The organism is Olivibacter sp. LS-1 (assembly GCF_008245145.1).
Lineage (GTDB): Bacteria > Bacteroidota > Bacteroidia > Sphingobacteriales > Sphingobacteriaceae > Olivibacter > Olivibacter oleidegradans.
Map to the genome: position 1 here is coordinate 3,165,534 of NZ_CP041643.1, position 25,927 is coordinate 3,191,460.

General features: G+C 39.7%; 21 protein-coding genes. 14 read left to right on the plus strand and 7 right to left on the minus strand.

The window, feature by feature from the left end:
• The first annotated feature begins 132 nt into the window (after positions 1-132).
• On the plus strand, positions 133-486 hold the full coding sequence (locus tag FKG96_RS12820; RefSeq protein ID WP_013666267.1) for a 4Fe-4S dicluster domain-containing protein: 354 nt from the start codon (positions 133-135) through the stop codon (positions 484-486).
• Positions 487-545: 59 nt separating this feature from the next.
• On the opposite strand, the gene FKG96_RS12825 is transcribed toward FKG96_RS12820, so the two are convergent.
• The gene (locus tag FKG96_RS12825) at positions 546-1,037 is read right to left on the minus strand and encodes a universal stress protein (RefSeq protein WP_013666268.1); all 492 of its coding nucleotides are present in this window, start codon (positions 1,035-1,037) and stop codon (positions 546-548) included.
• Positions 1,038-1,164: 127 nt separating this feature from the next.
• On the opposite strand from FKG96_RS12825, the gene FKG96_RS12830 reads away from it, so the two are divergent.
• Positions 1,165-1,950: a C40 family peptidase gene (locus tag FKG96_RS12830; RefSeq protein WP_013666269.1), complete on the plus strand. Its 786-nt coding sequence runs from the start codon at positions 1,165-1,167 to the stop codon at positions 1,948-1,950.
• Positions 1,951-1,980: 30 nt separating this feature from the next.
• On the opposite strand, the gene FKG96_RS12835 is transcribed toward FKG96_RS12830, so the two are convergent.
• From FKG96_RS12835 to FKG96_RS12845, 3 genes are all read right to left on the minus strand, one after another.
• The gene (locus FKG96_RS12835; protein ID WP_013666270.1) at positions 1,981-3,372 is read right to left on the minus strand and encodes an arginine decarboxylase; all 1,392 of its coding nucleotides are present in this window, start codon (positions 3,370-3,372) and stop codon (positions 1,981-1,983) included.
• Positions 3,373-3,474: 102 nt separating this feature from the next.
• The gene (ctlX, locus tag FKG96_RS12840) at positions 3,475-4,398 is read right to left on the minus strand and encodes a citrulline utilization hydrolase CtlX (RefSeq protein ID WP_130857347.1); all 924 of its coding nucleotides are present in this window, start codon (positions 4,396-4,398) and stop codon (positions 3,475-3,477) included.
• An 11-nt stretch (positions 4,399-4,409) separates the two neighbouring features.
• Complete coding sequence (locus FKG96_RS12845) at positions 4,410-5,840, minus strand: arginine deiminase family protein (RefSeq protein ID WP_130857348.1); 1,431 nt, start codon at positions 5,838-5,840, stop codon at positions 4,410-4,412.
• Between the two features lie 159 nt (positions 5,841-5,999).
• On the opposite strand from FKG96_RS12845, the gene argS reads away from it, so the two are divergent.
• The 8 genes from argS (at position 6,000) to mnhG (ending at position 13,666) form a co-directional block, all read left to right on the plus strand.
• Positions 6,000-7,769: an arginine--tRNA ligase gene (argS, locus tag FKG96_RS12850; RefSeq protein ID WP_130857349.1), complete on the plus strand. Its 1,770-nt coding sequence runs from the start codon at positions 6,000-6,002 to the stop codon at positions 7,767-7,769.
• A gap of 71 nt (positions 7,770-7,840) precedes the next feature.
• The gene (gene mbhE / locus FKG96_RS12855) at positions 7,841-10,135 is read left to right on the plus strand and encodes a hydrogen gas-evolving membrane-bound hydrogenase subunit E (protein ID WP_130857350.1); all 2,295 of its coding nucleotides are present in this window, start codon (positions 7,841-7,843) and stop codon (positions 10,133-10,135) included.
• Positions 10,132-10,539, plus strand: a complete 408-nt coding sequence (locus FKG96_RS12860; protein ID WP_013666275.1) for an MnhB domain-containing protein — start codon at positions 10,132-10,134, stop codon at positions 10,537-10,539. The genes mbhE and FKG96_RS12860 overlap by 4 nt, the downstream gene beginning before the upstream one ends.
• 4 nt (positions 10,540-10,543) lie before the next feature.
• Complete coding sequence (locus tag FKG96_RS12865; RefSeq protein WP_013666276.1) at positions 10,544-10,897, plus strand: NADH-quinone oxidoreductase subunit K; 354 nt, start codon at positions 10,544-10,546, stop codon at positions 10,895-10,897.
• Complete coding sequence (locus FKG96_RS12870; RefSeq protein WP_130857351.1) at positions 10,887-12,413, plus strand: proton-conducting transporter membrane subunit; 1,527 nt, start codon at positions 10,887-10,889, stop codon at positions 12,411-12,413. Before FKG96_RS12865 ends, FKG96_RS12870 begins: the two co-directional genes overlap by 11 nt.
• A 46-nt stretch (positions 12,414-12,459) precedes the next feature.
• Positions 12,460-13,041 carry a Na+/H+ antiporter subunit E gene (locus tag FKG96_RS12875; RefSeq protein ID WP_149105641.1) on the plus strand — a complete coding sequence of 194 codons (582 nt, stop codon included), beginning with the start codon at positions 12,460-12,462 and terminating at the stop codon, positions 13,039-13,041.
• Positions 13,038-13,307 (plus strand): monovalent cation/H+ antiporter complex subunit F, encoded by a 270-nt coding sequence (locus FKG96_RS12880; RefSeq protein WP_130857353.1) that lies wholly within the window; start codon positions 13,038-13,040, stop codon positions 13,305-13,307. Before FKG96_RS12875 ends, FKG96_RS12880 begins: the two co-directional genes overlap by 4 nt.
• Positions 13,307-13,666: a monovalent cation/H(+) antiporter subunit G gene (gene mnhG, locus FKG96_RS12885; RefSeq protein WP_130857354.1), complete on the plus strand. Its 360-nt coding sequence runs from the start codon at positions 13,307-13,309 to the stop codon at positions 13,664-13,666. Before FKG96_RS12880 ends, mnhG begins: the two co-directional genes overlap by 1 nt.
• Positions 13,667-13,670: 4 nt before the next feature.
• Here mnhG and FKG96_RS12890 read toward each other — a convergent pair whose 3' ends face one another.
• The gene (locus FKG96_RS12890; protein ID WP_130857355.1) at positions 13,671-14,513 is read right to left on the minus strand and encodes an MBL fold metallo-hydrolase; all 843 of its coding nucleotides are present in this window, start codon (positions 14,511-14,513) and stop codon (positions 13,671-13,673) included.
• Between the two features lie 354 nt (positions 14,514-14,867).
• Here FKG96_RS12890 and pckA point away from each other — a divergent pair, with 354 nt between their 5' ends.
• Positions 14,868-16,478 carry a phosphoenolpyruvate carboxykinase (ATP) gene (gene pckA / locus FKG96_RS12895; RefSeq protein ID WP_130857356.1) on the plus strand — a complete coding sequence of 537 codons (1,611 nt, stop codon included), beginning with the start codon at positions 14,868-14,870 and terminating at the stop codon, positions 16,476-16,478.
• 88 nt (positions 16,479-16,566) lie between these two features.
• Here pckA and FKG96_RS12900 read toward each other — a convergent pair whose 3' ends face one another.
• The gene (locus FKG96_RS12900; protein ID WP_130857357.1) at positions 16,567-19,383 is read right to left on the minus strand and encodes a prolyl oligopeptidase family serine peptidase; all 2,817 of its coding nucleotides are present in this window, start codon (positions 19,381-19,383) and stop codon (positions 16,567-16,569) included.
• Between the two features lie 206 nt (positions 19,384-19,589).
• Here FKG96_RS12900 and FKG96_RS12905 point away from each other — a divergent pair, with 206 nt between their 5' ends.
• Positions 19,590-19,916 carry an iron-sulfur cluster assembly accessory protein gene (locus FKG96_RS12905; protein WP_013666284.1) on the plus strand — a complete coding sequence of 109 codons (327 nt, stop codon included), beginning with the start codon at positions 19,590-19,592 and terminating at the stop codon, positions 19,914-19,916.
• Positions 19,917-19,932: 16 nt separating this feature from the next.
• Here the strand turns inward: FKG96_RS12905 and FKG96_RS12910 are convergent, their stop codons facing one another.
• The gene (locus tag FKG96_RS12910; RefSeq protein ID WP_130857358.1) at positions 19,933-21,129 is read right to left on the minus strand and encodes a cysteine desulfurase family protein; all 1,197 of its coding nucleotides are present in this window, start codon (positions 21,127-21,129) and stop codon (positions 19,933-19,935) included.
• A gap of 289 nt (positions 21,130-21,418) precedes the next feature.
• Between FKG96_RS12910 and FKG96_RS12915 the strand changes: the two genes are divergently transcribed.
• Together FKG96_RS12915 and FKG96_RS12920 are read left to right on the plus strand one after the other, a co-directional pair.
• Positions 21,419-24,121: a family 78 glycoside hydrolase catalytic domain gene (locus FKG96_RS12915; protein WP_130857359.1), complete on the plus strand. Its 2,703-nt coding sequence runs from the start codon at positions 21,419-21,421 to the stop codon at positions 24,119-24,121.
• Between the two features lie 4 nt (positions 24,122-24,125).
• The gene (locus FKG96_RS12920) at positions 24,126-25,910 is read left to right on the plus strand and encodes a chloride channel protein (RefSeq protein ID WP_013666288.1); all 1,785 of its coding nucleotides are present in this window, start codon (positions 24,126-24,128) and stop codon (positions 25,908-25,910) included.
• The last annotated feature ends 17 nt before the right edge of the window (positions 25,911-25,927 follow it).

Consider the following 25,927-nt stretch of genomic DNA (forward strand, 5'->3'; position numbering starts at 1 on the left):
AAAAACTTTTTAAATGTTATATTTGCAATAAAAATACTACCATGTTTGACAAAAAACTACTAAATTTGTAGATTATTGTTGAAAAAGTAATATTTGCAAAAATAAAGTATAAACGGATTTTTTAAGAAGATAATGGCAATTAAAATTACTGATGAGTGTATTAACTGCGGAGCTTGTGAACCGGAATGCCCTAATAATGCGATATACGATGCAGGTATGGCATGGCGTTTTTCTGATGGTACCGAGCTGCACGGAGTAATTGATTTTGGAGATGGGACCACATTGGATGCTGATGAAGCTCAGGAAGCTTTATCAGATGAAATCTATTATATAGTATCAGATAAGTGTACGGAATGTGTGGGTTTTCATGATGAGCCGCAATGTGCGGCTGTGTGCCCGGTAGATTGTTGTGTAGATGACGAGGATGTTCGTGAAACCCAGGAAGAATTACTGGCTAAAAAGGCTTGGTTGCACGCCGAAGGCTAGTGACAAGCGAAGAAGAGCAGGTAACGATTTGTTAGCTGCTCTTCCTCATAAATGAGTTCTTAATGATCGTCGTCCTTATAAGGAACGATCACTACAGGGCAAATCGCGTGTCTTGCCACTCCTTCAGAGACACTTCCTGAGATAAAATGATCGAATCCTGTTCTTCCATGAGTCCCGAGCACTATTAAGTCTGCCTGCCACTCATTAGCGGCTTCCAATATCTCCTTTCTCGGTTGACCCAACTTACTAATTTTTGTCACATGCTGTTCGCCATTCGGCCAAAGCGAGGCTAATCTATTTAATAAATCTGTTGATGCTTGCTCTTGCACCTCGTTAATTTCAGGTATATAAACCGGGTTGACACCCATGATTGGATCGACAGCCCCATAAGTACTGCTTGTTGGCGGATCGATGACATGTACCAAGGCTACCTCACCGTTGAAAGCTTGGGCTAAGTGATAACCATAGCGAACCGCTTTTTCAGAGTATTTACTGTCTTCAACAGCGATTAAAATACGCTGTGTCCTTATTGTTAATGATGAATCTATCATAATCGCTTTGTGTTGTTAACATATAACATTTGAGATAGATGAAAGTTTTGGTGTTTATGTGTGCAAAACCGATTGTATTGTAAAGGCATTTTATCTAAGTTTGCATATACAATGATTTGTGTGTACCATGGTGTATGGAATTTGTAATTTACCCGTCATACCGGTACGGGCTGAAGGCGGCAATAAAAGCGAAATTGTTTCTCAATTACTGTTTGGTGAAGTCTTTGAAGTTTTAGAAAAAAAAGACGAGTACCTATATGTTAAAATGGGATACGATGATTACGAAGGGTGGATTGACGGGAGGCAGCAAGTTTCGCTGTCAGCGGAAGACTTTAACGCTATACAAAATGAAGAACAGCCGATAGCAGACTTATCTACCCATGCGATGCTACTAAAGTTGGGTAAGGAGGAAAGCCTTCACTTGTTGCCTGGCAGCACGTTGCCTTTTTTGGACAACGATAGCTTCCGTATTAATGATACTGATTACCTCTTTCTGGGGCTATCTCGATTACCCGATTTGGAAGATTTTGAACAAGAAGCAGAAGATGTGCTTAGATTTTATCTGAACGCACCTTATCTTTGGGGCGGCAGATCCGTCTTTGGAATTGATTGTTCAGGATATGTCCAATTATTTTATAAGCATTTTGGTGTTCGCCTAAAAAGAGATGCCTGGCAGCAGGCAGAACAAGGAAAGACTGTCGACTTCCTTCAGGAAGGAAGATTAGGAGATCTGGCTTTTTTTGATAATGACGAAGGAAAGATTATCCACGTAGGGATATTATTAAATGAGTCTGAGATTATCCACGCATCCGGAAGAGTAAAAATTGATCAGATTGATAATACCGGGATATTTTCAAGAGAATCAAACAAGTATACACATCGACTCAGAATCGTTAAAAGAATTATAAATTAGCTGGCTTATTTTCCAGCTAATTTATAATGATTAATGATAACCTAATATTTTTAGTACTTGCTTAGAGTTTTGTTCTTCTCCAAAGACTTCAAAATTGAACGTTTCATCACGATTGCGACGAATGATCACATGTTTGGGAGAAGGGAGCAAACAATGATGTATCCCGCCGTAACCGCTTAATACCTCTTGGTAAGCACCTGTATGAAAGAAGCCCAAATATTGTACTTTTCGGGTTCTTGGCATAAACACATTATTCATATGTGCTTCCTGATTATAATAGTCCTGTCCGTCACAAGTAATACCACCTAAATTGACGCGTTCGTATTCCGAATCCCAATTATTGATCGGCAAAAGAATGTATTTCTGATTTAATGCCCAAACATCAGGCAAGTTTGTAATGAAAGAACCATCGAGCATCAGCCATTTTTCGCGGTCATTTTGCTGCTTTCTTCCTAACACTTTATAAAGGATGCCTGAGGCTTCGGCCACCGTATACTTGCCAAATTCAGTGATGATATCCGGCTCCATTACCTCATGCAATGCGCATATTTCTTTGATCCGATTAACGATTTCGTTAACCATGTATTCATAATCAAAGTCGTGTACCAATGAATCTTTAAAAGGCATACCGCCTCCAATATCTAAGGTATCTAAATCAGGATTTATTTTCTTAAACTTGCAGTAAAGTGTTACATACTTTTCGAGCTCGTTCCAATAATAAGGCGTGTCAGAAATACCGGAATTGATAAAGAAATGCAACAACTTGACTTTGAAATTCGGGTTATGAACAATTTTATTGTTGTAAAAATCAAGAATGTCCTCCATCCGGACTCCCAATCTAGACGTATAAAATTGCGAGTCGGGCTGTTCTTCGGCTGCAATTCGGATACCAAGGTTACAAGGCTCGTCTAATTCAACTTCGTCATCATAAAGGTTGAACTCCTCCTTGTTGTCCAACACGGGTATGATGTTTTTAAACCCATCGTGCAACATATCTACAATATATTGCTTATACTGGAAAGTTTTAAAACCGTTGCAAATCACTGTAATATCTTTCGATACAACTCCCTTTTTTTCCAAGGCATCGATCATCGGCATATCGAAAGCAGAAGATGTTTCCAGGTGAATGTCATTTTTAAGGGCTTCTTCCACAACGTGTCTAAAATGCGAGCTCTTTGTACAATAGCAATACTTATAAGATCCTCGATAGTTGTTTTTCAGAATAGCAGTTTGAAAGAGAATTTTCGCCTGTTGGATTTTTTTACTGATAATGGGAAGGTAGGTAAACCTTAGAGGGGTACCATATGTCTCTATCATTTCCATCAAGTTTAAATCATGAAAATAGAGCTCATCATCAATGATGTCAAATCCGTCTTGCGGAAAACCAACACTTAGGTCAAGAAATTCCTGATAGCTTTGCATTTATCTTAGTTAAAATTTTTGCAAAAATGTAATTTTAAATCGATATATAGCATCAGATTTTTATAAAATTGATGTCAAGAAAATAAGAAGTCTATTAGTTTGTTAAATAAGGCTTTTTTTAGGAGGTAAAAATATTTCGGCCATCATGCATCGAGCGCTTCCCCCACCATTCTTTTCAATCACATCAAGGGGGGAATAAAGCAACTGTGCATATTTTTCCAGACATTTCAACTGTTTTTTATTCAGTGACAAATAAGCTTGTTCAGACATGATTAACAGTGACTCATTGTATTTGTTTTTTATTTGCAGCATATTACCTGCGAAATGCTCCATTTGGTCGAGCGATATGCCAATAATTTCTTTCTCCGTCTGTGCCAAGCTTTTTATCACCTGAGCCCTTTGATCAAGCGATTTTATCGCTTCTTCACAAACTACTGCGAAGTTATTGCCTATACACATCATAACATTGGTATGGTAGATAGCGAAGCCGTGTTTATCCACGGCATCGAATATTAACGGCATGTAATGCATTTGTTTGCAAAATTCATATAAAGCGTCCGTCGAACTTCTTGGAGATGCGCACATATATGCAATATGATGATGCCGATCAAGTACCATGCTGCCCGTGCCCTCAAGAAAGAGGTGCTTATGCTCAAAGTGAGTGAGGTCAATCGTATTCTTTATTTCATAACTATTCGAAAGCATGTCAATAATATCCTGTCTTCTTTCTTTTCTGCGGTTCTCGGCGAACATTGGATAAAGTATAACAGAGCCATCTTCGTGAAAAGATATCCAATTGTTTGGAAAGATGGAGTCGGGCGTAAATGTTTCCCGTGTATCTTCAATTACCTGTACGTCCACACCGTTTTTCTCCAATAAGGAAACCATTCTTTCAAATTGAGCTAAGGCAAGCCTATGTACATCAGCGTTTGGTGTAGCTTGCTGAAACTTGTTGTTTACGGCCGTTTCTTCATTATAATTGAAGTTTACGGGTCTAATCATCATAATCTGGCTGGTAAGGCTCATAGGAAAGTGTTTTAGTGGATGTCATCTCGTAGCAAAGGCAGGCTCATGCAGTGAAAGCCGCCGCGGGCCCTTGACAATTCCGCCGAAGGTAAGAGGATAAGCGTGTTTTCTATCTGATTAATATGGAGGATATCAAGTTCCAACTCTTCTATGACTTTGGCAACCTCCTTAACCTGAAAACCTTTCTCTAAAAAGGCTTGAATAGTTTTATCATTTCGGTCGTAACCTAATACCACACCTTCCTTCAAAGCAAGTAAATTACAAGAGTCTGTCCATTGTTCGCGCGCGTCAAAAGGGAAGACGTTGTTTCCACTATAGATAAATTGCGTTTTTTCCGTACTGTTTAAGTCGTTTCTACTTATATCATCCAAAAGTTCTTCCAATGATGGAAAACGTCTTGGTTTCAGGGTTTTATCGCTATAAAACTGAATGATTTCCGCTGTTTGCTGTTCAGGTTCCGTAAAGAAATCGAGTGGCTCTTCGTCCTTACTTGGGGTAGGTTTAGCCACGGATGCCAGAACAGCCCATACATTACGTTTTACTTGTGTGAAAATCGTATCAATATGCATAAAGTCGCGTTTTGCAGGGATCTTAATGACCGTTACCTTTTCTACTACTTTATGTTTAAAAAACAACTTAATAGCTTCATTGGCACCATGTGGAGATGTCCGTTCGCTACAGCCAATAAGGACGTGATTAGAACTAACCACCATTACATCGCCGCCCTCCAATGTGGCGCGCTTTTCTTCGTCTTCACCGGGACGAAGAAAATGTTGTATAGGGTCGGGAATTTCAAGGATAGTCTCCTGAAAGTCTTTAAATATAGGATGGTTGAAGAATATATACCGCATGATCATGCTTTCACGGCCCCGCGCTTTTTTGGCGGGCTTATTGAGCAAAATAAAACGGTTAATAACGATGCCTAGATCACGGGTGAAGATAAGATTGGGGATGGGAGCAAAAATCATATGTTCGTCGTCTAGTGATCCGGACAGAATAATTTTGGCTAATTTAATAGGGTCTTTTTTTGACAAGAGTTGCTGCAATCGGTAATTACAGCCTTCGATGGCGCAGACTGCTGCGACAAGATTAGTTCTAACATTGTGATCTTCCAATATGTCTGCCAACAGTGATTGTACTTCAATCACTTTGTCGGAGCGATGGAATGCTTTCGCATCCGGTTTAAAGAATGCACGGTCTTGTTCCGGTGTATCAATATGTTTTAGCTTTCCTTTTATTTTTTGAGCGTCTAAAAAGTACAATAATAACTTTATATAATAGTCGTATTCTCCTTTTCGTAAAGTGTTTAAATGGACAATGTCTTCAAAAAGCCAGTCTTGGGCTTTAGAGGGCACGACTTGTCCCAATCCACTGTCGGGACTATGAACAAGTAATTTGCGAAGCGTGCCAATTTCTGAATTGACGTTAATGAGCGGTTTCATGTGTGGTTTATATTACTAGGTATTATAGTTTGACCCGGTGGGTGTTCATAACCGATAGACTCCAAAATGCATCAGCATATCGGGATATGCTATGCATTGCTGCAAATTAGCGTTTATTTTTTAAATATAAAATTCCGATATTTTCTCTAAGTTTGGCGCATGAATTTTATTGCATCATTAACAGTTCAAGCTATAAAAGATTTATATCAAGTAAAAGTTGATGAAAAATCAGTTAACTTACAGGAAACCAGAAAAGAATTTGAAGGACAAGTCACTATTGTAACCTTTCCATTCACCAAATATTCGAAAAAGTCACCCGAGCAGACAGGAAGCGAAATCGGTGATTACTTGGTTGCCCACGCTGCTGAAATAGCTTCATATAACGTGATCAAGGGATTCTTGAATTTAAGTTTGACGGATAGTTTTTGGCTTCAGCTTCTGGATACAGAAATTTCAAAACCGGATTTTGGAGAAATTCCGAAAAACGGAAAACGTGTAATGGTAGAGTATTCTTCGCCAAACACAAATAAGCCGCTTCATTTAGGGCATGTGCGTAATAACTTACTTGGTTTTTCGGTTGCAGCCATTCTTGAGGCGGCCGGCTATGAGGTTATAAAGACTAATTTGGTTAATGATCGGGGTATTCACATCTGCAAGTCGATGCTTGCCTGGGAGAAGTACGGCAAAGGAGAAACACCTGAATCGGCCGGACTAAAGGGTGACAAGTTGGTTGGCAATTATTATGTGCTTTTTGACAAGGAATACAAAAAGGAAGTGGATTTGCTGAAGGCGGCGGGAAAAAGTGAAGAAGAGGCAAAGAGAGAAGCTCCCTTAATGTTGCAAGCACAAGAGATGCTTCGTCAATGGGAAGCCGGAGATGATGAAGTAATAGATTTGTGGAAACGAATGAACAGCTGGGTTTATGATGGGTTTGAAGAAACCTATGAAAAGATGGGGATAACATTTGATAAAGTTTATTATGAATCGAACACATACCTTTTAGGAAAAGATATTATCGAAGAGGGTTTATCTAAAGGTGTATTTTTTAGAAAAGAAGATAATTCTGTTTGGATTGATTTAACGGCCGATGGCCTTGATCAAAAACTTGTTTTGCGTGGAGATGGTACCTCCGTTTACATTACACAGGATCTGGGTACCGCTCAGTTAAAATACGATGATTATCGTATGGACAACTCCATTTATGTGGTTGGCAACGAGCAAGATTATCATTTTAAAGTGCTCTTTTTGATTTTGAAGAAGCTAGGTAAATCGTGGGCCGAAGGTCTTTATCATCTTTCGTATGGCATGGTAGATTTGCCTTCAGGAAAGATGAAGTCGAGAGAAGGGACCGTGGTGGACGCTGATGATTTAATGGCGGAAATGATTGATACGGCGAAGCTAAGGACTGAAGAGCTGGGAAAAGTGGATGATTTCTCGGAGGAGGAGAAGGGGGGGCTGTATGAAATGATTGGTTTGGGTGCCTTGAAGTACTTTCTTCTAAAGGTGGAGCCAAAAAAGCGCTTGCTATTTGATCCCAATGAGTCCATCGATTTTCAGGGGCACACCGGACCTTTTATTCAATATACACATGCACGTATAAAATCGGTTTTAACAAAGGGCAACTATGGAACTACTCCTTTTAGCGTGCAGCCAATGAGTTTGGAAGCATCTGAGCGGGACTTGATTAAAGAATTAGCGAAATTTACGGACATTGTTAAAGGCGCTGCGGCGGATTATAGCCCTGCAGTGATAGCCAATTATGTCTATGAAGTTGCCAAACTTTATAATAAATTCTATCACGAGGTGTCTATCCTAAAAGCGGAAGAGAAGAGCTTAAAAGAATTTAGGCTCAACCTATCAGCAGCAACGGCAACCGTCATACAAAAAGCGATGAGGTTACTTGGAATTCAGGTCCCCGAGCGTATGTAGGGACTAATTTGTGTTTAGGGACTAACAAAATGGCTTGTCTGCTGTTGTTATGTTAGTCCCTTATATACAATATGGCCCTAATTTTATCATTAATCATTGTTTTAAGCTTTATATTCTTATTCTTTTATAAGTATCAGCCTGCAATTCCGGGTGCTTTAGGTACATTAGGTGTCTTTGGTGTATTTATTTACCTGTGCACGTATATCCAACCTGTAATTCAAGGAGAGAAAGTAATTGAGGCAGTTTCTTGGGTGCCTGAATTAAAGGTTGATATAGGTCTTTACTTGGATGGCCTAAGCTTATTCTTTGCTTTACTCATCAGCCTTTTTGGTGCTTTTATTCTTTTGTATTCCATTGAGTATATGAAAGGGAAGCCCAAAGCCAATCGTTTCTTCTTTTATCTATTCATATTCCTGGCATCGATGCTAGGGCTGGTTCTCGCAGATCACGTTATTCTACTTTATGTTTTTTGGGAGATGACGAGTATATCGTCTTATTTTTTAATTAGTTATAATAATCATAAAAAAAAAGCAAGAAGAGCCGCTTTACAAGCCTTACTGATTACCAATTTAGGTGGTCTTGCTCTATTTGTCGGGTTGTTACTACTCGGTCATCAATGCGGAAGTTTTCATTTATCGGCGATTATCCAAAATGGACAGACTTTGGCAGGAATGAGTACGATCATACTGCTTATTCTAATAGGGTGTTTTACTAAGTCGGCCCAATTTCCCTTTCATTTTTGGCTCCCTAATGCCATGGCAGCGCCGAGCCCTGTTAGTGCATATCTTCATTCGGCGACCATGGTTAAGGCTGGGGTTTTTCTTGTAATGCGTCTGAATCCGGTTTTTTCAACCGATATCATGTGGCAAGTCAGTTTGCTGGCCATTGGATCAATTACTATGGTATTGGGAGCGATCAAGGCAGTGAAAGCCTTTGACCTAAAAAGCATCTTGGCATCTATAACCATCAGTACCCTTGGGGTATTGATGGCCTTGATTGGTGTTGGTAGTGACTTAGCCTTGCAAGGGGCTTTACTTTACCTGGCAGTACATGCACTTTACAAAGCCGCTTTATTCCTCGTTGCCGGCAACGTAGATAGGCAAACGGGAACAAGAGATTTGAGAAAGCTGTCCGGTTTATATCGAAATATGCCTTTTACCACATGTGCTGCCTTGTTGGCCGGCTTAGCTTTCGCCGGTTTGCCACCGGTCTTGGGTTTTGTTGTAAAGGAGAAGCTATATGAAGCTTTATTGGGAGGTGAAGAGTATCTGTATTGGTTTCTGATCGTTTTTATTATTACCAATGCGATTTATTTTATGTTAGCAGTGAAATTAACCTATGATCTTTTTTTCGGTAAGTCGGTTTTATCGCAAGCTGTTAAAGAAGTATCTGTTATAATGTGGGGTCCTCCTGTTTTCCTGTCGCTGATGGGACTCTTGTTTGGTATAGGGGGCGCTCATTTTGAGTCGTTTTTTACAGTTGCCGCTGAGACAACCATGAACAAGCGTGGCGCTCGGGAAATCGATTTGTCATTATGGCACGGATTTAATACCGCTTTTATATTGAGTGGTATAACCTGGTTAATAGGATTGGCCTTTTATGTAGGAGAGAGCAAGTTTAGGAGATTGGCGGAGATAACAAAATTGTTTTCTTTGGATCATGCATACCGATCTATTTTACATCATTTGCAATCCTTCACCTATGTAGTAACTCGTTTTTTTCAGCATGGCTTTTTGACGCGGTATTTAAAGGTGATATTCGTTGTCCCTATTGTCATGCTGAGTTGGATCTACATGGAGGGGAAACTTTTTTCGGAAATTCATTTCGACAATTGGAAAAGTTCATTCTCAGAGGTTTATGCCTTTTTTCCTTTACTTCTTATTTTTACAGGCACGTTGTTTATTTTAAGAACCTCTTCCCGTTTGCGTATCCTGGTTTGTTTGAGCCTCGTGGGATATGGAATCGCTTTATTTTATGCTGTTTTTAGTGCTCCTGATGTCTCCATGACGCAATTTTTAGTTGAGACGATCACGTTGGTGATTTTTACGATCGTATTGAACCGAATGCCGAAAAGTGCCAGCTTTCCCTTAGAGCCAAGAAAAGTATTGATTGCGGGTGTTTCCATTGCTTTTGGCATTATCATAACATGTATACTCATCAGCGTACAGCAATACCCGTTAAATCCTGCACTTAAAGATTTTTATATTCAGCATAGTGTTCCCAGAGGCCATGGAGAAAATGTTGTAAATGTCATGCTGGTTGATTTTAGGGCTTTTGATACGTTTGGAGAAATGGTTGTATTGAGTATGACTGCGCTTGGTGTTGTTGCACTAATTAATTTAAAATCGAAGGAGGACAAGTTATGAAGACTGCGATATTGCAAGCTGCCGTTAAAGTACTTATGCCCATCTTTCTCGTGTATTCGCTATATCTTCTATTCCGAGGGCATGACAGTCCGGGAGGTGGCTTTATTGCGGCTTTGGTATTATCGATCGGATTAATTTTTCATATGATTGCTTTTGGCGTGCCGGAAACGCAACAAACCTATAAGATTGATACAATGATTTTAACGGGAATAGGGTTGTTGCTTAGCTTTTCGTCCGCCATTTTGTCAATGATTTTCGGTGAAGGTTTTTTTTATGCGCTATGGAGCGATATCACTGTAAAGGGGATAGGCACAATAAGTTCAGTTCTTTTATTTGATATTGGCGTTTATATGGCTGTCACCGGGGCGATATTAAAAATTGCTTTTGCCATTTTTAACAGATAGGTTTATGATCATAGGAATCTCAGTTTTGACGGGTTTTTTATTTGCGGCCGGAGTTTACCTGTTATTACACAAAAGTTTTATGAAACTGATTGCCGGGGTTATTTTGTTTGGGAATGCCTGTAATCTGTTTTTATTAATTACCGGCGGTTTGGTAGACAGCCATCCTGCATTTGTTTCAGGAAATGATGGAGCGGTGCCCTTAGATAATATGGCGGATCCGGTTCCTCAAGCTTTTATTCTAACGGCTATTGTTATTAGCCTAGGTGTTCAGGCATTTGTAATCGTTTTACTTAAAAGAATCTACCAAACCAGTCATACCAATAATTTAGATGCTTTAACAGATACGGATGATGTTTAATGTCAATTCAATTTACCTTACGATAACGCCGCTCTTAATTTTTATGTTGGGTGGAATATTATGCTTGTTGTTTTATAAGCGTGTCAACATTCAACGGGCGGTTGTTTTGATTTCGACGGTGATTGCACTAATCAGCGGCGTAAAATTGGTAAAGGTATTGGCCCGTGAGGAGTTTTTAACCATGCAAGTTGGTGGTTGGGAGGCTCCGTTTGGTATCACACTCTTTGTCGATCGTTTTGCAGGACTAATGATCGCTATGACTGCTTTACTCGCCGTTAGTGCATCACTCTTTTCCTTTTCCGATTCCGTAATGCCTACGAGAAAAAAGCAAATCGGTTTTTACCCCGCTTTTATGTTTATGTTGGCAGGTATATCAGGGGCTTTTTTAACGGGCGATTTGTTCAATCTATATGTTTGGTTCGAGGTTATGTTGATATCATCGTTCGTGCTTATTACACTAGGTAGTAAAAAGGATCAATTACAAGGAGGAATTAAATATGTAATCATCAATTTTATTGCTTCATCGTTCTTGTTGTTAGCTATCGGTATACTCTATGGTACAACCGGTAATACCAACCTTGCAGCCTTAGCAGAAAGCTTACGGGACCCTGCTCTTCAAACTGTGACGCAATTAGCAGCGGTTTTGTTATTAGCAAGCTTTGGGATTAAGGCGGCGCTGTTTCCTTTTTATTTTTGGTTACCGGCTTCTTATCACACGTCGCCTATCGCTGTTATGGCTATTGTAGCGGGTTTACTAACGAAAGTAGGCGTTTATACGATGATCCGAACGTTTACTTTATTGTTTCCTCTACAACAATATCATTATTTGCAGGTTTTTATACTTATTATTTCTAGTCTTACTATGTTGATGGGCGTGTTCGGAGCTATTGCTCAGCGCGATATAAGAAAAGTGCTGGCTTATAATTTAATAAGCAAAATTGGATTTATAGTTTATGGTTTAGCGGTATATACACCCGCCGCGGTTGCCGGGGCTATTTTTTACACACTGCATCATATGCTGGTTAAGACCAACCTTTTTTTTGTGGTTGGTATCATAGGAAAGGCCAGAGGTTCTTATCGCGTGAAAGATATTAATGGTTTATACGATCACTTTCCGCGCTTGTCTTTTCTTTTTTTTGTACTCGCACTAACCTTGGTAGGTATACCGCCATTTTCGGGTTTTTGGGGTAAGTTTATGTTAGTGGATGCCGGCCTCTCTGTATACGATTATCGTTCTGTCGCACTGCTATTAATAGTCAGTTTATTAACCTTATACTCGATGATGCGTATCTGGGGAAAATGTTTTTTAACAAAATTCGATACGCGATTGGAACAATTGATCACGGAACGTGTTTTTATGAAAGAATATTACCAAGTATATATCGCAAGCGTTTTTTTGTTTCTTGTAACGCTATGGATCAGCTTCAGTCCATCATGGCTGATTGAGTATACACAAAGAGCCGCCGAGCAGGTATTGACACCGAGTGGCTATATTAACGCGGTTATGCAGCGATAATGAATTTTTAATCTGAGTACGCATTCATACTTTGCTAAGAGAAATTATGTTCATTTTATTTATTATACATTTATTGGTAAGCTTTTACGCAAGTTATTGGATACTTGAGAAAATAACCTTTGTTCCGGAAACGGCGGGTGGCGCCTTGTTAGCTTTTCTTTTTTCTTATACCGTTTTTTGGGGACTGTTATCCGTTTTTCAACGGCGCTATTTTAAACTGGTAATCCAGCTAATGTATCTTTTAAAATACTTCATTAAAGAATTTATTCGTTCCAATGTGCGTTTAACAAAAGAGATTATTACGCCAAGGATCAATTTACGACCAGCGGTAGTAAAGGTACCTTTATCGCTTCATTCCGATATGGAAATAATGATTCTCACTAATATTTCAAATCTCACGCCCGGCACTTTGATCGTTGGAATTTCGGACGATAAGCGTTACTTTTTTGTGCACACCATTTATCTGGAGGGAGGATCGTTGCCAAGCTTCAAGCAATATATGCAGGAAGGATTTGAAAAGAGACTGCTTCAGATTGCAGCCCTTTCGAAAGGCGTTAACACGATCCAAACGTCAGGAAAGGGCGACAATGAAGTCATGAAGAAAATAAACAAAACGAAGAAGCAATGACTATTTTTTCATATATTTTGTTGTTTTGTGTCTGCTTACTTGCTCTTTCAGTTTTACTCGCTTTATATAGATTTATTGTAGGGCCGAGCATAGCAGACCGATTATCTGCTCTCGATTTAATATCTGCCTATTTAATCGGGTTACTGGTCTTATATGTAATGTTTACGGACAAACTCATTTTTTTTGACGTTGCCTTGGTTTTTTCCCTGATCGCATTTTTGGGGGCCATATCATTCGCCTATTATCTTGTAAACCAAAGAAAGTAATGAACAATTTAACCTTAATTATCAGCGCCATTTTAGCCACGCTTGGTTCTTTTACCATGTTCGTTTCGGCAATCGGTTTATTACGGTTGCCCGATTTTTATAGTAGACTGTCCGCTGTTACGAAAAACTCAACTTTAGGCGTGCTCTTGATTATCGCTGCGGCTGTATTTTATTTCAATAACATTGAGGTACTATTAAAAGGGCTCGGCATCATGTTTTTCATATGCCTAACCTCACCAACTGCTGCTTATGTAATAGCGAAAGCGGCTATCCATATAAATGTTCCATTCTGGTATAAAACGAATCTAAAAGACTTTCAGGATGATCGTAAAAAGGAAAATTTAAATGACAACCATTAAAAGTTCATCGCCAAATGTCTTGCAATTTAAAGGTTTTATCGAGCCTTAATCCTTTTTCTGTTTGTTTAAGTGTACAGCATTCAATCAACGGATCGTGTTCTAAAAACAGAATATAGTTATTTACAAAGGCTTCTTCTAGTATCGTTTTTTTCTCTTCCAGTGTTTTTAAGGGAAACATGTCATATGACATGATATAAGGCAACGGAATATGTCCAATGGAAGGCAATAAATCAGCCATATAGAGAATGGTTTTTCCATTATAGCTAATTTGTGGTAACATCATGGCTTCCGTATGGCCATAGGTGAATCGAATTTGGATTTCTTTTGTGAAAAAAGTTTTTTCATTTTCTTCGATAAATTGTAGTTTGCCGCTGTCCTGAAGAGGCAAAATATTTTCCTTTAAAAACGACGCTCGTTCTCTATCGTTGGGATAAATTGCCCATTGCCAGTGTTTTTGGTTTGTCCAGTAAGTAGCGTTTTCAAAGGCCGGGATTAATCTATCAGCTCGTCTTTCGACAGCGCCTCCGACATGATCAAAATGAAGATGAGTTAGCAGTACGTCGGTAATATCACTTTTTTGAAATCCGTATTTTGCCAATGAGTCATCGAGTTTGCTCCCATGCGGTTGATAATGACCAAAGAACTTGGCATCTTGCTTATCACCTAAACCTGTATCTATCAAGATTAACCGGTCACCGGTTTCTATCAATAAAAGTCGAGCAGCCCAAGTACACAAATTGTTTTCATCCGGTGGATTAGTACGTTGCCATATACTTTTCGGTACTACTCCGAACATAGCTCCACCATCCAATTTAAATAGTCCGGCTTCGATGGTATATAGATTCATGATCTTTCAACTTGTTTCTTTAATTGCTGAATATAATAAAAAAAATTAAATGAAAAGTTAAAAGCATGTTTTGGTGTATTTGGTTCATATGGCATTATTTGTTTTAATGACATTTATTGTTGTATAATTTTTAGGATTTATTAAATACATTGTTTGTTTAGCTGATATTTTTAATAAAATGATAAAAAAAATAAATAGGTGTTCTTTTTGTATAAGTGCTTATGTATTAAGGAGCTATAGTACTTGAATTGAAAGTGTATTTTGTACAATGTGTTGATTATTAGCTATTTTTGAATTTTTTTAATCTTTTTTAATGCTTAGTTTTGACCTGGAATTTCAACAAAACAAATTTATATGAACTCTACTATTTCTGAACCACTAGATTTAGGGAATCAAAAATTTTATCCGAAAGGAAAAATATTTTATCAATTATCTGTTCCTGCTTTAGTTGAACATGCTATATTGAATCGCGAAGGTGTGCTGACAGAATGCGGTGCTCTGGTTGCGGACACGGGGAAATTTACAGGTAGATCACCTAAAGACCGTTACATTGTGCATGATGATAAAACGAAGAGCACCGTTTGGTGGGGAGATATCAATCAACCGTTGGAGGCGAAGTATTACGGGCAGTTATTAACTAAAATGATGCATTATATGAAGGACATCGACCTTTACGTGCGCGACGGATATGTCTGCGCAGAGAAAAACCATCGTTTAACACTGCGAGTGATTACGGAGTCGGCTTACCAGAATATTTTTGCTCACCATTTGTTTATGCGGCCATCTCGAAATGAACCATTATCATCCATTAACTGGACCATCTTGGCAATTCCCGGTTTTGAAGCAATTCCACTGGTGGATGGTGTAAGAAGTGCGAATTTTGTTATTATTAATTTTACGGAGCAAGTGGTGCTCATCGGTGGAACAGGTTATACCGGAGAAATTAAAAAAAGTATCTTTTCAGTCCTAAATTATTTGCTGCCAACAGAAAAGGGTATTTTGTCTATGCATTGTTCGGCAAATGTAGGTAAGGAAAGAGGCGACACTGCCTTGTTTTTTGGTTTATCAGGAACCGGTAAAACAACCTTGTCTGCTGATGAGGCGCGAATGTTAGTCGGAGATGATGAACATGGATGGAGTGAAGAGGGGGTGTTCAACTTTGAGGGTGGCTGTTATGCCAAATGTGTTGGACTTGCCGAAGAAAAAGAACCACAAATTTTTAATGCCATAAGATTTGGCACATTGCTGGAGAATGTTTGCATGCTAGGGGAGTCGCGCATACCCGATTATAACAACATTAGCAAAACGGAAAATACGCGGGCGGCTTATCCGGTTCATTTTATTAAAGGGGCCGTTGAACCGGCAATAGCTGAACACCCAAAACATATATTCTTCCTCACGGCGGATGCCTTTGGCGTTTTGCCACCAATCTCGAAATTGAGCGTTGAGCAAGCGATGTATCACTTTATTTCCGGTTATACCGCTAAAGTGGCCGGTACTGAGTCTGGCATCATTGAACCAACCGCTACGTTTTCCGCCTGTTTTGGAAAGGCCTTTTTACCCCTACATCCTGCAAAATACGCAGCTATACTTGGCAAAAAACTAAAAACGCATCAAGTTCAAGTTTGGCTAGTTAATACGGGATGGATAGGAGGCGCCTATGGCGTCGGTAAACGTATTCCTTTGGTTCACACACGTAATTTGATTCAGGCAGCTCTACGGGGTGACTTGGATGAGGTTGATTACCAAACGCATTTGATTTTTGGACTTGCCTATCCAAGAAGCTGTCCGAATATACCGAGTGATATATTAAGCCCAAGAGACAGTTGGAGGGATAAGGAGGCTTATTTTGCTCAAGCCAATAAGTTAGCAGAAGCTTTTGCAGAAAATTTTAAACAGTATGAAGCAGAGATGGATATAAAGATTCTCGAAGCTGCCCCCAAGGTACAAATTGTTAGTTTATAAGAAAGTGGGGCGCTGTGTAATAGCGTCCCACCTTAACCTTACCTCTTGGAGAATGACTCGATGACGTTGGAGAGAGTTGCTGTTTAGCTTAATCGACCAGATCAAAGCCCCAATCAATACCCTTTAAGGTAGCAGGTATTCCCTTTTCCAACCAAACAGGTGCTGGTTTTCCTTTCAGGAAATGATCAAAAAACTGTTGTTCTCTGATTTGAATATCCTTTCTGTTTTGTCTTTTAACCAAATTATGTTCTTCTCCGTTATAATTAAGTAGCCAAACCGGTTTATTGAGACGGCGAAGCGCAGTGAACATTTCTATTCCCTGATACCATGGAACGGCACCGTCGTTATCATTAGCCATAATTACAACGGGGGTTTTAACGGCCTTAAGATGAAAGAGTGGCGAATTTTCTATGTAGAGATCATAACCCTCCCACAAATCTTTTCCTATGCGACTTTGCGTTTTTTCGTATTGAAATTGCCTGTTAAGGCCAGTAGACCATCGGATACCCCCATAAGCGGACGTCATATTAACTACAGGAGCGCCTGCCCAAGCTGCAGCGTACATATCGGTGCGTGTAATCAAATGCGCTACCTGATAACCACCCCAACTTTGTCCTTGTATTCCCAAATGCTTTTCATCTACCCAGGAGAATTTAGCCAGTTCTTTGACGCCGGAGTTAATATACTCCTCGGCGGATTTTCCGGGATGCCCAATTTCATAGCTAATATCCGGAGCAAACACTAGATACCCATTGCTCACAAAATAGCTTATATTTAGCCGTGAAGGAGTCGGAGCTGGAGGGATGTAGGTGTGTAAACCATCTGATAATTTCTCATAGAAATAGGTAATCATTGGGTATTTTTTCGCTTCGCTGAAATCTTCCGGTTTATATAGAATGCCGGTCGCTTCATGCCCCCCAGGCGTTGTCCACTTTACCAATTCGGCAGTGCCCCAATTGTATTGTTTTTGTTGCAGATTGATTGCACTTAACTTCGTTTCATTTTTAAATAGCGAAGCGGTCGCGTATAGATCGGGCGACTCTTCGTAATTTTCCTTCGTATAGATAATCAGTTTTTTATCGGTAGCCGCCAATATATTTTTATATGTGTAAGGAGCCATAATGAGCTCTTTTGGATCCCTTTTGTTGCGAGGGTTAGTTTCAAACCAGCCTCCATTTTTATTGATGTGATTGAAGGCACTTACCAAGAACGCTTCCTTTGTATTGATGATAATAGATTTATCGTGTTTTCTTGCTCCGGTTTTTGGAACAATATCTTCATATCTAAACGTAGTTTTCGTGCTTCTTCCTGCACCATTTGTCAATAGTCGTCTATCATCTCCCTGCGGATCGAAGCTCCAGATGTCATACTTATCGTAAATCAATACCTCTTTATCTTCTGCTGTCCAGCCGGCGATACCATAAGGTCGGGCAAAAGTAGGTGAGTCATTATCTTCGTCTGCAAAGCTTACCGGTAAATCGGTATTCAATATCTTCAAAAAACGCGTACCCACATCGTATGCGTTCCATTGCTGGGTGGCCATATCGTACCAAACGACATATTTTCCCAGCGGCGATAAATGGGCTTGTCCGTATATATCGGATGCGATTTTTACCTTGCTTCCGTCTACTGTAGAGATTAAATAAAAATCCTGCTTCGTATTGCCCTCCCATTGCGCAGCAATCCTTTTTCCGGCGTTGGTACTTCCAAAGGCATAAATATTGTCGGCGTCATCCGTTAAATCTATATCGGGGATGTCTAAAGACGCAAGGGGTATTACAATATTGTTTCTTTTTGGATAGATTACACTCAAATAGCTTTTAGCTAAATCTTTCTTTAGATTTACCAATTGCTGCGGTTGCAGGTAATCATCTTTCCAGTTCCAAATGTCCACGTTGGCTACTTCAAAATCGACAATTGTGGTATCTTTTACTCGGGGGATTGGCGCAATACCAAAGAAGAGCTTCTCGCCGTTATTGCTAAAGCGTAAATTGCCATCTCCGCTGACATTCCAGTTGGTGGGCATCCCAGCACTATTGATACTGGCAATTACATTGGCAGTATCCCGCTCAGATGTGTAATAATAAAGACTGTATGGTTTCTGAAGCGCTTTTTCAGGACTTTTTTCTGCAGCAAAGGCTAGTTGCGTACCGCTTTGGTCAAAGGTTATTTGCCGATAAGTCCCCCGTCCTTTGCTTATTTGTTTGAGCTTTTTCTCTTTGATCTCGTAAAGAAATAGACCGGCATTATTTACCGGAGCTTCTTTTTTTTCTGATCGAACAAAAACTAAGAAATTAGCAATGTTATCAAAAAAATAATCAGTTACTTGTTCAAAAATTTCTTCCTGCCCGGTAACCATGTTGCGCAAATGCAATATTCCTGCTTCGTCAGCCTTTTTGTCTTTGCTTTTATTGTCTTTCTCTGCGCTATCTGCTTTTAAAGCTTCTTTTTCTTCCAAATACGCTATATATTCAGATGACTCATCCGCTAATTTAAAAGATTTCACATTACCGGTTTTGTAGATGCTTTTGTCAAGAAGGGAGATAATTGCCAACGAATCTTTAGGCATTTCTTTTTCCTTTTTCTTCTTTATTTTAGCTTGTCTCGTTTCGGCAAACGATGGTTTGATCGCTGCAACCGCATATTGCGAATTATTAGTGAATACCCCATTTTCGCCCCTTGGCACATTCAAAATTACTTCTCCTGATGGGGTTGTGATAAAAAGATGAGCATCTCCTTCTTGAGGAGTAACACTATATAAGACATACTGTCCGTCAAGGCTTACTTTTGGTGATTTTATACTTTGCCAGCTATCATAGACACTATGGTCTAACGGTCTTTTCTGGGCGAATGAGCAAAGACAGATAAAGTTTAGGATAATTGTTAAATACACTCTATACACCATGTTGGATTGATTTGTCGGTAAATATCCGAAAAATATAAAATTCCATCGAGAAATCACCATTATTTTACATTGCCGATGATCGTATTAGTTTATTAACAAAGGCTTAGCTGATGTCTAATCCCTGTCATTTTCCGTTCGCCTTGGGCAATCGGTTTTTTATTTTATGGGGGATTCGCGATATTTGATGAAATATTTATTTTAATGATATGATAACTGTTACAGATAAGGCAAAAGATAGGATCAATGAGATTCTTCGTGAGGAAAAGTATGATGCATCATATTTTGTGCGGGTTGCTGTGGAAAGTGGTGGTTGTTCAGGACTTACCTATAAGCTTGATTTTGATAATGAGGAACGCACGGGCGATCAAGCTTTCGAGGATAAGGGCGTTAAAATTGTATTGGATATTAAGTCTTTTCTTTATCTGGCCGGTACAAAGTTGGACTATAGCGATGGGTTAACAGGTAAAGGTTTTAATTTTATTAATCCGAATGCCTCGCGCACCTGTGCTTGTGGTGAGAGCTTTTCAGTCTAATTGATAATATATTTTCTTATATTAAACCTGCTTCATGCATATTCCAAATCGGCGAAGCAGTTCTCAATTTGCTTACAGTGCTTCGTACAGAGTCGATCGTATAATCGATCTGTTGTTTTGTTGTGAATCTTCCCAAGCTGAAACGGAGAGCACTTTCCGCTTCTTCTTTCTTCAGTCCCATGGACAGGAGTACATGAGAAGGTTCTCTACTTCCGCTGGCACAAGCGGCGCCTGCCGACAATGCGAGCTGCGGTAGTTGCGCCATGATTTCGGTGCCTTTTATATAGCGAAAGCAGATATTAGAGACATGGGGCAACCGGTTCAAGCTATCACCATTTATTGATGTTTCCGGTAGTGTAAGCAAGGAAGTTTCCAAGTAATCCCGAAGTTGTTTTAATTTTTCAGATTCCTCTCTTTGGGTGCGGTCTGCCATTTCGGCTGCGGCACCCAATCCAACGATGCCTGGAACATTTAAGGTGCCCGCACGGAGATTGTTCTCCTGCTTTCCGCCCTGGAGAAGAGCCCCTACTTGGATCGGGTTATTTCGCCGCTTAATATACAAAGCCCCGACCCCTTTAGGGCCGTAGATTTTGTGTGCACTTAGTGCCAACATATCTATACCTTGATCCACAACGTTAACCGGCACTTTGCCCACTGCTTGCGTGGCGTCGCAAAAAAATAGAATGTTATGTTTTCTTGCAATGGTACCAATCTGTTCTATCGGGTGAATTACGCCTGTTTCATTGTTTGCAAACATTAGGCATATTAAGATCGTATCTCGTCTTATGGCTTGATGCAGCTCATCTATTGAAATGTTACCAAGATGATCGGTTTTCAACTTCGTAATTTCGGCACCTTGATTGCTTAAAAAAGTACAGGTATCTAAAACGGCAGGATGTTCCGTGGAACATGTAATAATATGCTTACCAATGTGTTGATAATAATATAAGATTCCCTTAAGCGCCTGATTAATTGCTTCCGTAGCGCCCGATGTGAAAACGATTTCTTTAGGAGATGCGTGGATCAGCTTTGCAACCTGTTCTCGGGCAATTTCAACCGCTTCGGCAGATCTTCTTCCTAGGCGATGATATATGCTGGAGGCATTCCCGTAGGTTTCACTGAAATAAGGCAGCATTAACTGTAGGACAGAGGGGTCAACCGGTGTGGTTGCGCAATAGTCAAGGTAGATGAAATCCGAGCTTATATTAAACATAAGTAAGGTACTGTAATCGAATATTCTTAAAACTTTTTTTATAAGGACTTGTATTGATAGAAGCTCTTTGATTTGTAGAGCAGATTTTCAATACGAGCGCTTGCTAGTCTCAATAATGCTATTCAACGCTACATTGAAATCAATGCTAAACAAAGTTAACAAATTTTGATGGGTTTGATTGTACATGAATTTTACTTAGGTTTGCAGCAAATTTTTGAGATCTGCTTACCTACGCTGGCATTCTTCGTTAGAGCCATCATCTCTTGGGTAATCAAGCTATTATAATAAAATGAATAGAAGATCTAAGTATCTTACCTTTATTGTTGCCACCGTATCTGCCTTACTATCATGTGGTAAAAATTTCAATAAAAACGAAATTTTCCAATCGGAGGCTTTTGCACTGTATGGAGATCGAGTTGTCCAGGGTTCGTTTGAAGCGAAGGCGATATCTCCGACAGAACTGGTAAGTAACTACAAAAGCCTGTACTACGATACGCTTAGTCCGCGCATAAATTTTAAGTTTAGTATAAACGGAAAAGATAATGAGCTTCCTTCGGGGATTTATCATTCCGTTGTTGTTCTACCTGAAGAAACAGGAGAGAAGATTGTTTCAGTTAAATTTGGTAAACCCTATAAGGATGAAACGAGTATACCTCCACGAACCTACCTTGCTCCGGGGACAAAAGTGAAAATCAAGCTCGACCTAACGGAAATTTTTGCAGCATTTGAAAAAGAGGGATTTTATACAAATTTTAACGGGCTAAAAATTTATGAAGAAGATTTCAACCGCGTTTATGTTGCTGGCAATATCAAACCTCTTCTATGGGATTTTGATAATTTGGTCAATCATCCTGAATTGGAAATGAAAGACCATGACGGAGATCATATCTATGAAATCACTTTGACCTTTAACCACTCTAATAGAAAAAGTAATCAGAATACTTGGAAATTAACTCGAGATATCAGCTCATTTCCGATTTACTCATCGCCTTACCCACTGTTAGATGCGCTCCATAATATGGCGATAGAAGAGCTTCTGGAGAAAGTGCAAGGAGATAGCACTTTGCAACTGAAAAAGAAGGGGAGCACAAATAATTGGAATCATGTTAATTATAGCATCATTCTTTCATTGGCAGCAATTGCACCGGAACTGGCAAAGAAGAATTTAATGCAACAGATTCATGATGGGCAGTTAGCACAAAGTGAGGGAACGGGCGGTGCATACCCTATTTCAACAGACCGAGCTTTGTGGGTAATTGCGGCTTGGGAAGTTTACAAAGTCACCGGTGATATAAGCTGGTTGAAAAATTGCTATCGAATTGCAAAAAATATCGTTGAAGAAGACCGTTTGTTGGTTTTCGACGCCAATAGCGGACTTATGCACGGCGAGTCTAGTTTTTTAAACCAGCGCGAGCAGAGTTATCCGAAATGGATGCAACCGACCGATATTTATGAGTCTATGGCCATAAGCACGAATGCAATACACTACGGCGCTTTAAGTAGTCTTTCTGCTATGGCTAGACAGATGTCGAAAAACAAAGAGGGTAGTAAATATAAAATTTGGGCGGACAGCTTAAAAACCAATATAAATAGGCACCTTTGGATAGATGATAAATCGCGTTATGCACAATACCTGTATGGCAGCGTAAACAAACTCCCTTCGGAACGATCGGATGCATTAGGGAATGCCTTGGCTATTTTATTCAATGTTGCTGATGTTGAACGACAGAAAGTCCTGGTGGAAAATATGCCTATTCTGCCATTTGGGGCAGCTTGCATTTATCCGCAGACAACTTTTATCCCAACTTATCAGAATAATGCTATTTGGCCATTTGTACAAAGTTATGTCGCTATGGCTGCTGCGAAGGTATACAATGAACAATCCGCCTTAGCCAGTTTAGCGGCTATATATAGAGCGGCAGCGATGTATCTTACGAATAAGGCAAACTTCAGAGCTGATAACGGGAATTATGAACCGACTTTAGCCAACGAGGACGGAGCCTTAAGTAGTCTAGCGGGAAATCTGGGATTGATCTATCAAGTCTTCTTCGGATTTCAATTTGAACCCGACGGACTTCGATTACGTCCGTATATACCTAAAAAGCTACGGGGAGAAAGAAAGCTAACAGGATTTAAATATCGGAATGCAAGCTTAGATATTACATTAAGTGGTTACGGTAATGTCATTACGTCTATCAAACTTGATGACGATGAATTAAAAGAAGCCTTTCTTCCAGGAAATATCAAAGGAAAACATAAGCTAACAATTGTATTGGGAGACAATCAAATACCGCAGGGAAAAATTCATACAACACCCAATTACTTTGCAATAGATATGCCTGCCCTTCGTTATGATAACGGTAAGCTAAAATGGCGTATCGTTGAAGATGCTGTCAATTATAAAGTGCTCAAAAACGGAAGAGTACAAACATTAATTGATCAAAACGAGATTAACATCAACCAAAACGAGTTTGCAGAATATCAAATAATCGCAGTCGATTCCGCAGGTGTTGAATCATTTGCAAGCGCTCCCTATACCGTATATTCACCTGAAGCAGCACAAATAATTGAAATAGAAAGTTTTGGAAAAATATCAAAAGAAAAAAAGGTAAAGGGATATTCGGGTAAAGGCTTCATCGATTTGGCGCTCCCTGCAAACGATTCGTTAACCTTTATCGTTAATGTTGCGGATACCGGCCTTTACGCTATTGACTTTCGTTATGCGAATGGAAATGGAGACATAGGAACAGGTGAAGCGTGTGCGCTAGCAAGTCTGGAGAGTGTAAAACAGTCGTTAGGAGGGGTGGTTTTCCCCCAAAGGGGAGGTGGAGAGCGGTCTGATTGGGGTTTTAGCAATAAAGTGATTGCCAGGTTAAATAAAGGAGAACAGCCGCTAAAACTTATTGTGCCAAGCAATGACGCTGCTAATGTTAAAAGAATACATAAAAGAAGTGCATTCATTGACTATATTAGAGTAATAAAAACAAAGTAGTATTTTGGAAGCAAGGAAGGGTATTATTTACAAAATCAACCAATGGCGTATTCAAAAAATTTCCAATCGGAATTTTTTGGTGATTTTAGCGGTCGTTGTCGGCCTAATTGGTGGTTTAGCCGCCTCTGGTTTGAAAGCGCTCACTCACGGAATTGCTGCATTTCTACAGAATGATGTACAGTCGGAATATAAATACTATCTATACCTGTTTTTCCCCCTCATTGGGATATTACTAACCGTTATTTACGTTCGTCGCTTTATTCGTAGAGGAAAATTTGAGCATGGCATTACACCGATCCTGTATGCCATTTCCAGAAAATCGAGTCGGATTGAAAACCATAATGTGTACTCTCAAATCATCACATCTGCTCTTACCGTGGGATTTGGCGGATCGGCAGGATTGGAGGCTCCTATTGCTTATAGTGGTTCGGCCATTGGATCCAATGTTGCACGGTTTTTTGGACTTAATTATCGTGAAGTAACGATGTTGTTGGCCTGCGGTGCTGCAGCAGGTATAGCCGGGGCTTTTAACAGTCCTGTTGCAGGTATGGTGTTCGCAATAGAAATTCTATTGCCTGAGTTTTCAATTCCCGCCTTTATCCCCTTACTTATGGCTGCCGCAACAGCATCGGTAGTATCGAGAGTGTTATATAGTGAGCCATTATTTTACTTGGTATCCGATGAGTGGGTTCTGCCTGCCTTATTTTTTTATGTAGTTTTAGGCGGGCTGGTTGGATTGTTTTCCATTTATTTTACCAAAGTTGATGGTTGGGTTAAAACTTGGTTCTCCGCTGTAAAGAATCCCTATCATAAAGTTTGGTTGGGAGGACTTAGTTTAGGGGTGTTAATATTTGTCTTCCCCGCTTTATATGGAGAAGGATACATCGCCATTCAGCAGCTTTTACTTGGTAAAGCCAATTCATTGCTGGCCAACAGTATCTTTTCTGATTATAAGCATGTGGGCTGGATGGTAATTGTTTATAGTCTTATAACTGTTTTTGCTAAATCTTTCGGTACACTTATTACGCTAAATAGTGGAGGAAATGGCGGAACTTTTGGACCTAGTTTGGTTATGGGAGGACTTCTGGGTTTTGTTTTTGCCCACGGTATCAATCTTACGGGGTTAACTTATCTTACAGAGGCCAATTTTATTGTTGCCGGTATGGCCGCCGCCTTAAGTGGCATTATGCATGCACCGTTGACGGCTATCTTCTTGATCGCTGAAATAACGGGAGGCTATACATTAATGGTACCTCTTATGATTGTATCGGCTATTTCTTATTTTATTAATCGTGCCACAGTTAAGTATTCGATCTATACAAAAAATTTAGCCATACACGGTGATTGGCTTTCTCATGAAGATAAAGATAAAACGGTTTTGAGAATGATGAAACTACGCTATGTCTTGGAAACGAACTTCACTGTATTACATCCCGATGAAAAACCGGTAGATCGGCGGTCAGATATCATTCATACCAAAAGAAATATTTTTCCTGTAGTAGATGAAAATCGGAAATTACTGGGCGTCATATACAGCGAACGCTTATTTAGCATCCTGATGGGAGAGGAGGTAACGGATAAAACGATGAAAGAGCTGGCTCAAGCTCCTCTAGATGTGGTAAGAATGAACGCCAATATGTATGATGTTATGAGGAAAATGGACCGGGAGGATATTTGGATCCTACCTGTCTTGGATGATAATGATCGTTATATGGGATTTGTTTCTAAATCTGCTATTTTTAATAAGTACAGAGCTTTGCTGGTGAGGCAAGGAGCCTATTTAGATTAGCCCTTTAAGTCTTTCTA

Coding starts and splice junctions, on each gene's coding strand:
- FKG96_RS12880 (WP_130857353.1), top strand. CDS start 13,038: ATGACTATTTTTTCATATATTTTGTTGTTTTGTGTCTGCTTACTTGCT.
- FKG96_RS12900 (WP_130857357.1), bottom strand. CDS start 19,383: ATGGTGTATAGAGTGTATTTAACAATTATCCTAAACTTTATCTGTCTT.
- FKG96_RS12915 (WP_130857359.1), top strand. CDS start 21,419: ATGAATAGAAGATCTAAGTATCTTACCTTTATTGTTGCCACCGTATCT.
- mnhG (WP_130857354.1), top strand. CDS start 13,307: ATGAACAATTTAACCTTAATTATCAGCGCCATTTTAGCCACGCTTGGT.
- FKG96_RS12820 (WP_013666267.1), top strand. CDS start 133: ATGGCAATTAAAATTACTGATGAGTGTATTAACTGCGGAGCTTGTGAA.
- FKG96_RS12910 (WP_130857358.1), bottom strand. CDS start 21,129: ATGTTTAATATAAGCTCGGATTTCATCTACCTTGACTATTGCGCAACC.
- argS (WP_130857349.1), top strand. CDS start 6,000: ATGAATTTTATTGCATCATTAACAGTTCAAGCTATAAAAGATTTATAT.
- FKG96_RS12905 (WP_013666284.1), top strand. CDS start 19,590: ATGATAACTGTTACAGATAAGGCAAAAGATAGGATCAATGAGATTCTT.
- FKG96_RS12890 (WP_130857355.1), bottom strand. CDS start 14,513: ATGAATCTATATACCATCGAAGCCGGACTATTTAAATTGGATGGTGGA.
- FKG96_RS12845 (WP_130857348.1), bottom strand. CDS start 5,840: ATGAAACCGCTCATTAACGTCAATTCAGAAATTGGCACGCTTCGCAAA.
- FKG96_RS12870 (WP_130857351.1), top strand. CDS start 10,887: ATGATGTTTAATGTCAATTCAATTTACCTTACGATAACGCCGCTCTTA.
- FKG96_RS12865 (WP_013666276.1), top strand. CDS start 10,544: ATGATCATAGGAATCTCAGTTTTGACGGGTTTTTTATTTGCGGCCGGA.
- FKG96_RS12860 (WP_013666275.1), top strand. CDS start 10,132: ATGAAGACTGCGATATTGCAAGCTGCCGTTAAAGTACTTATGCCCATC.
- mbhE (WP_130857350.1), top strand. CDS start 7,841: ATGGCCCTAATTTTATCATTAATCATTGTTTTAAGCTTTATATTCTTA.
- pckA (WP_130857356.1), top strand. CDS start 14,868: ATGAACTCTACTATTTCTGAACCACTAGATTTAGGGAATCAAAAATTT.
- FKG96_RS12830 (WP_013666269.1), top strand. CDS start 1,165: ATGGTGTATGGAATTTGTAATTTACCCGTCATACCGGTACGGGCTGAA.
- FKG96_RS12875 (WP_149105641.1), top strand. CDS start 12,460: ATGTTCATTTTATTTATTATACATTTATTGGTAAGCTTTTACGCAAGT.
- FKG96_RS12835 (WP_013666270.1), bottom strand. CDS start 3,372: ATGCAAAGCTATCAGGAATTTCTTGACCTAAGTGTTGGTTTTCCGCAA.
- FKG96_RS12825 (WP_013666268.1), bottom strand. CDS start 1,037: ATGATAGATTCATCATTAACAATAAGGACACAGCGTATTTTAATCGCT.
- ctlX (WP_130857347.1), bottom strand. CDS start 4,398: ATGAGCCTTACCAGCCAGATTATGATGATTAGACCCGTAAACTTCAAT.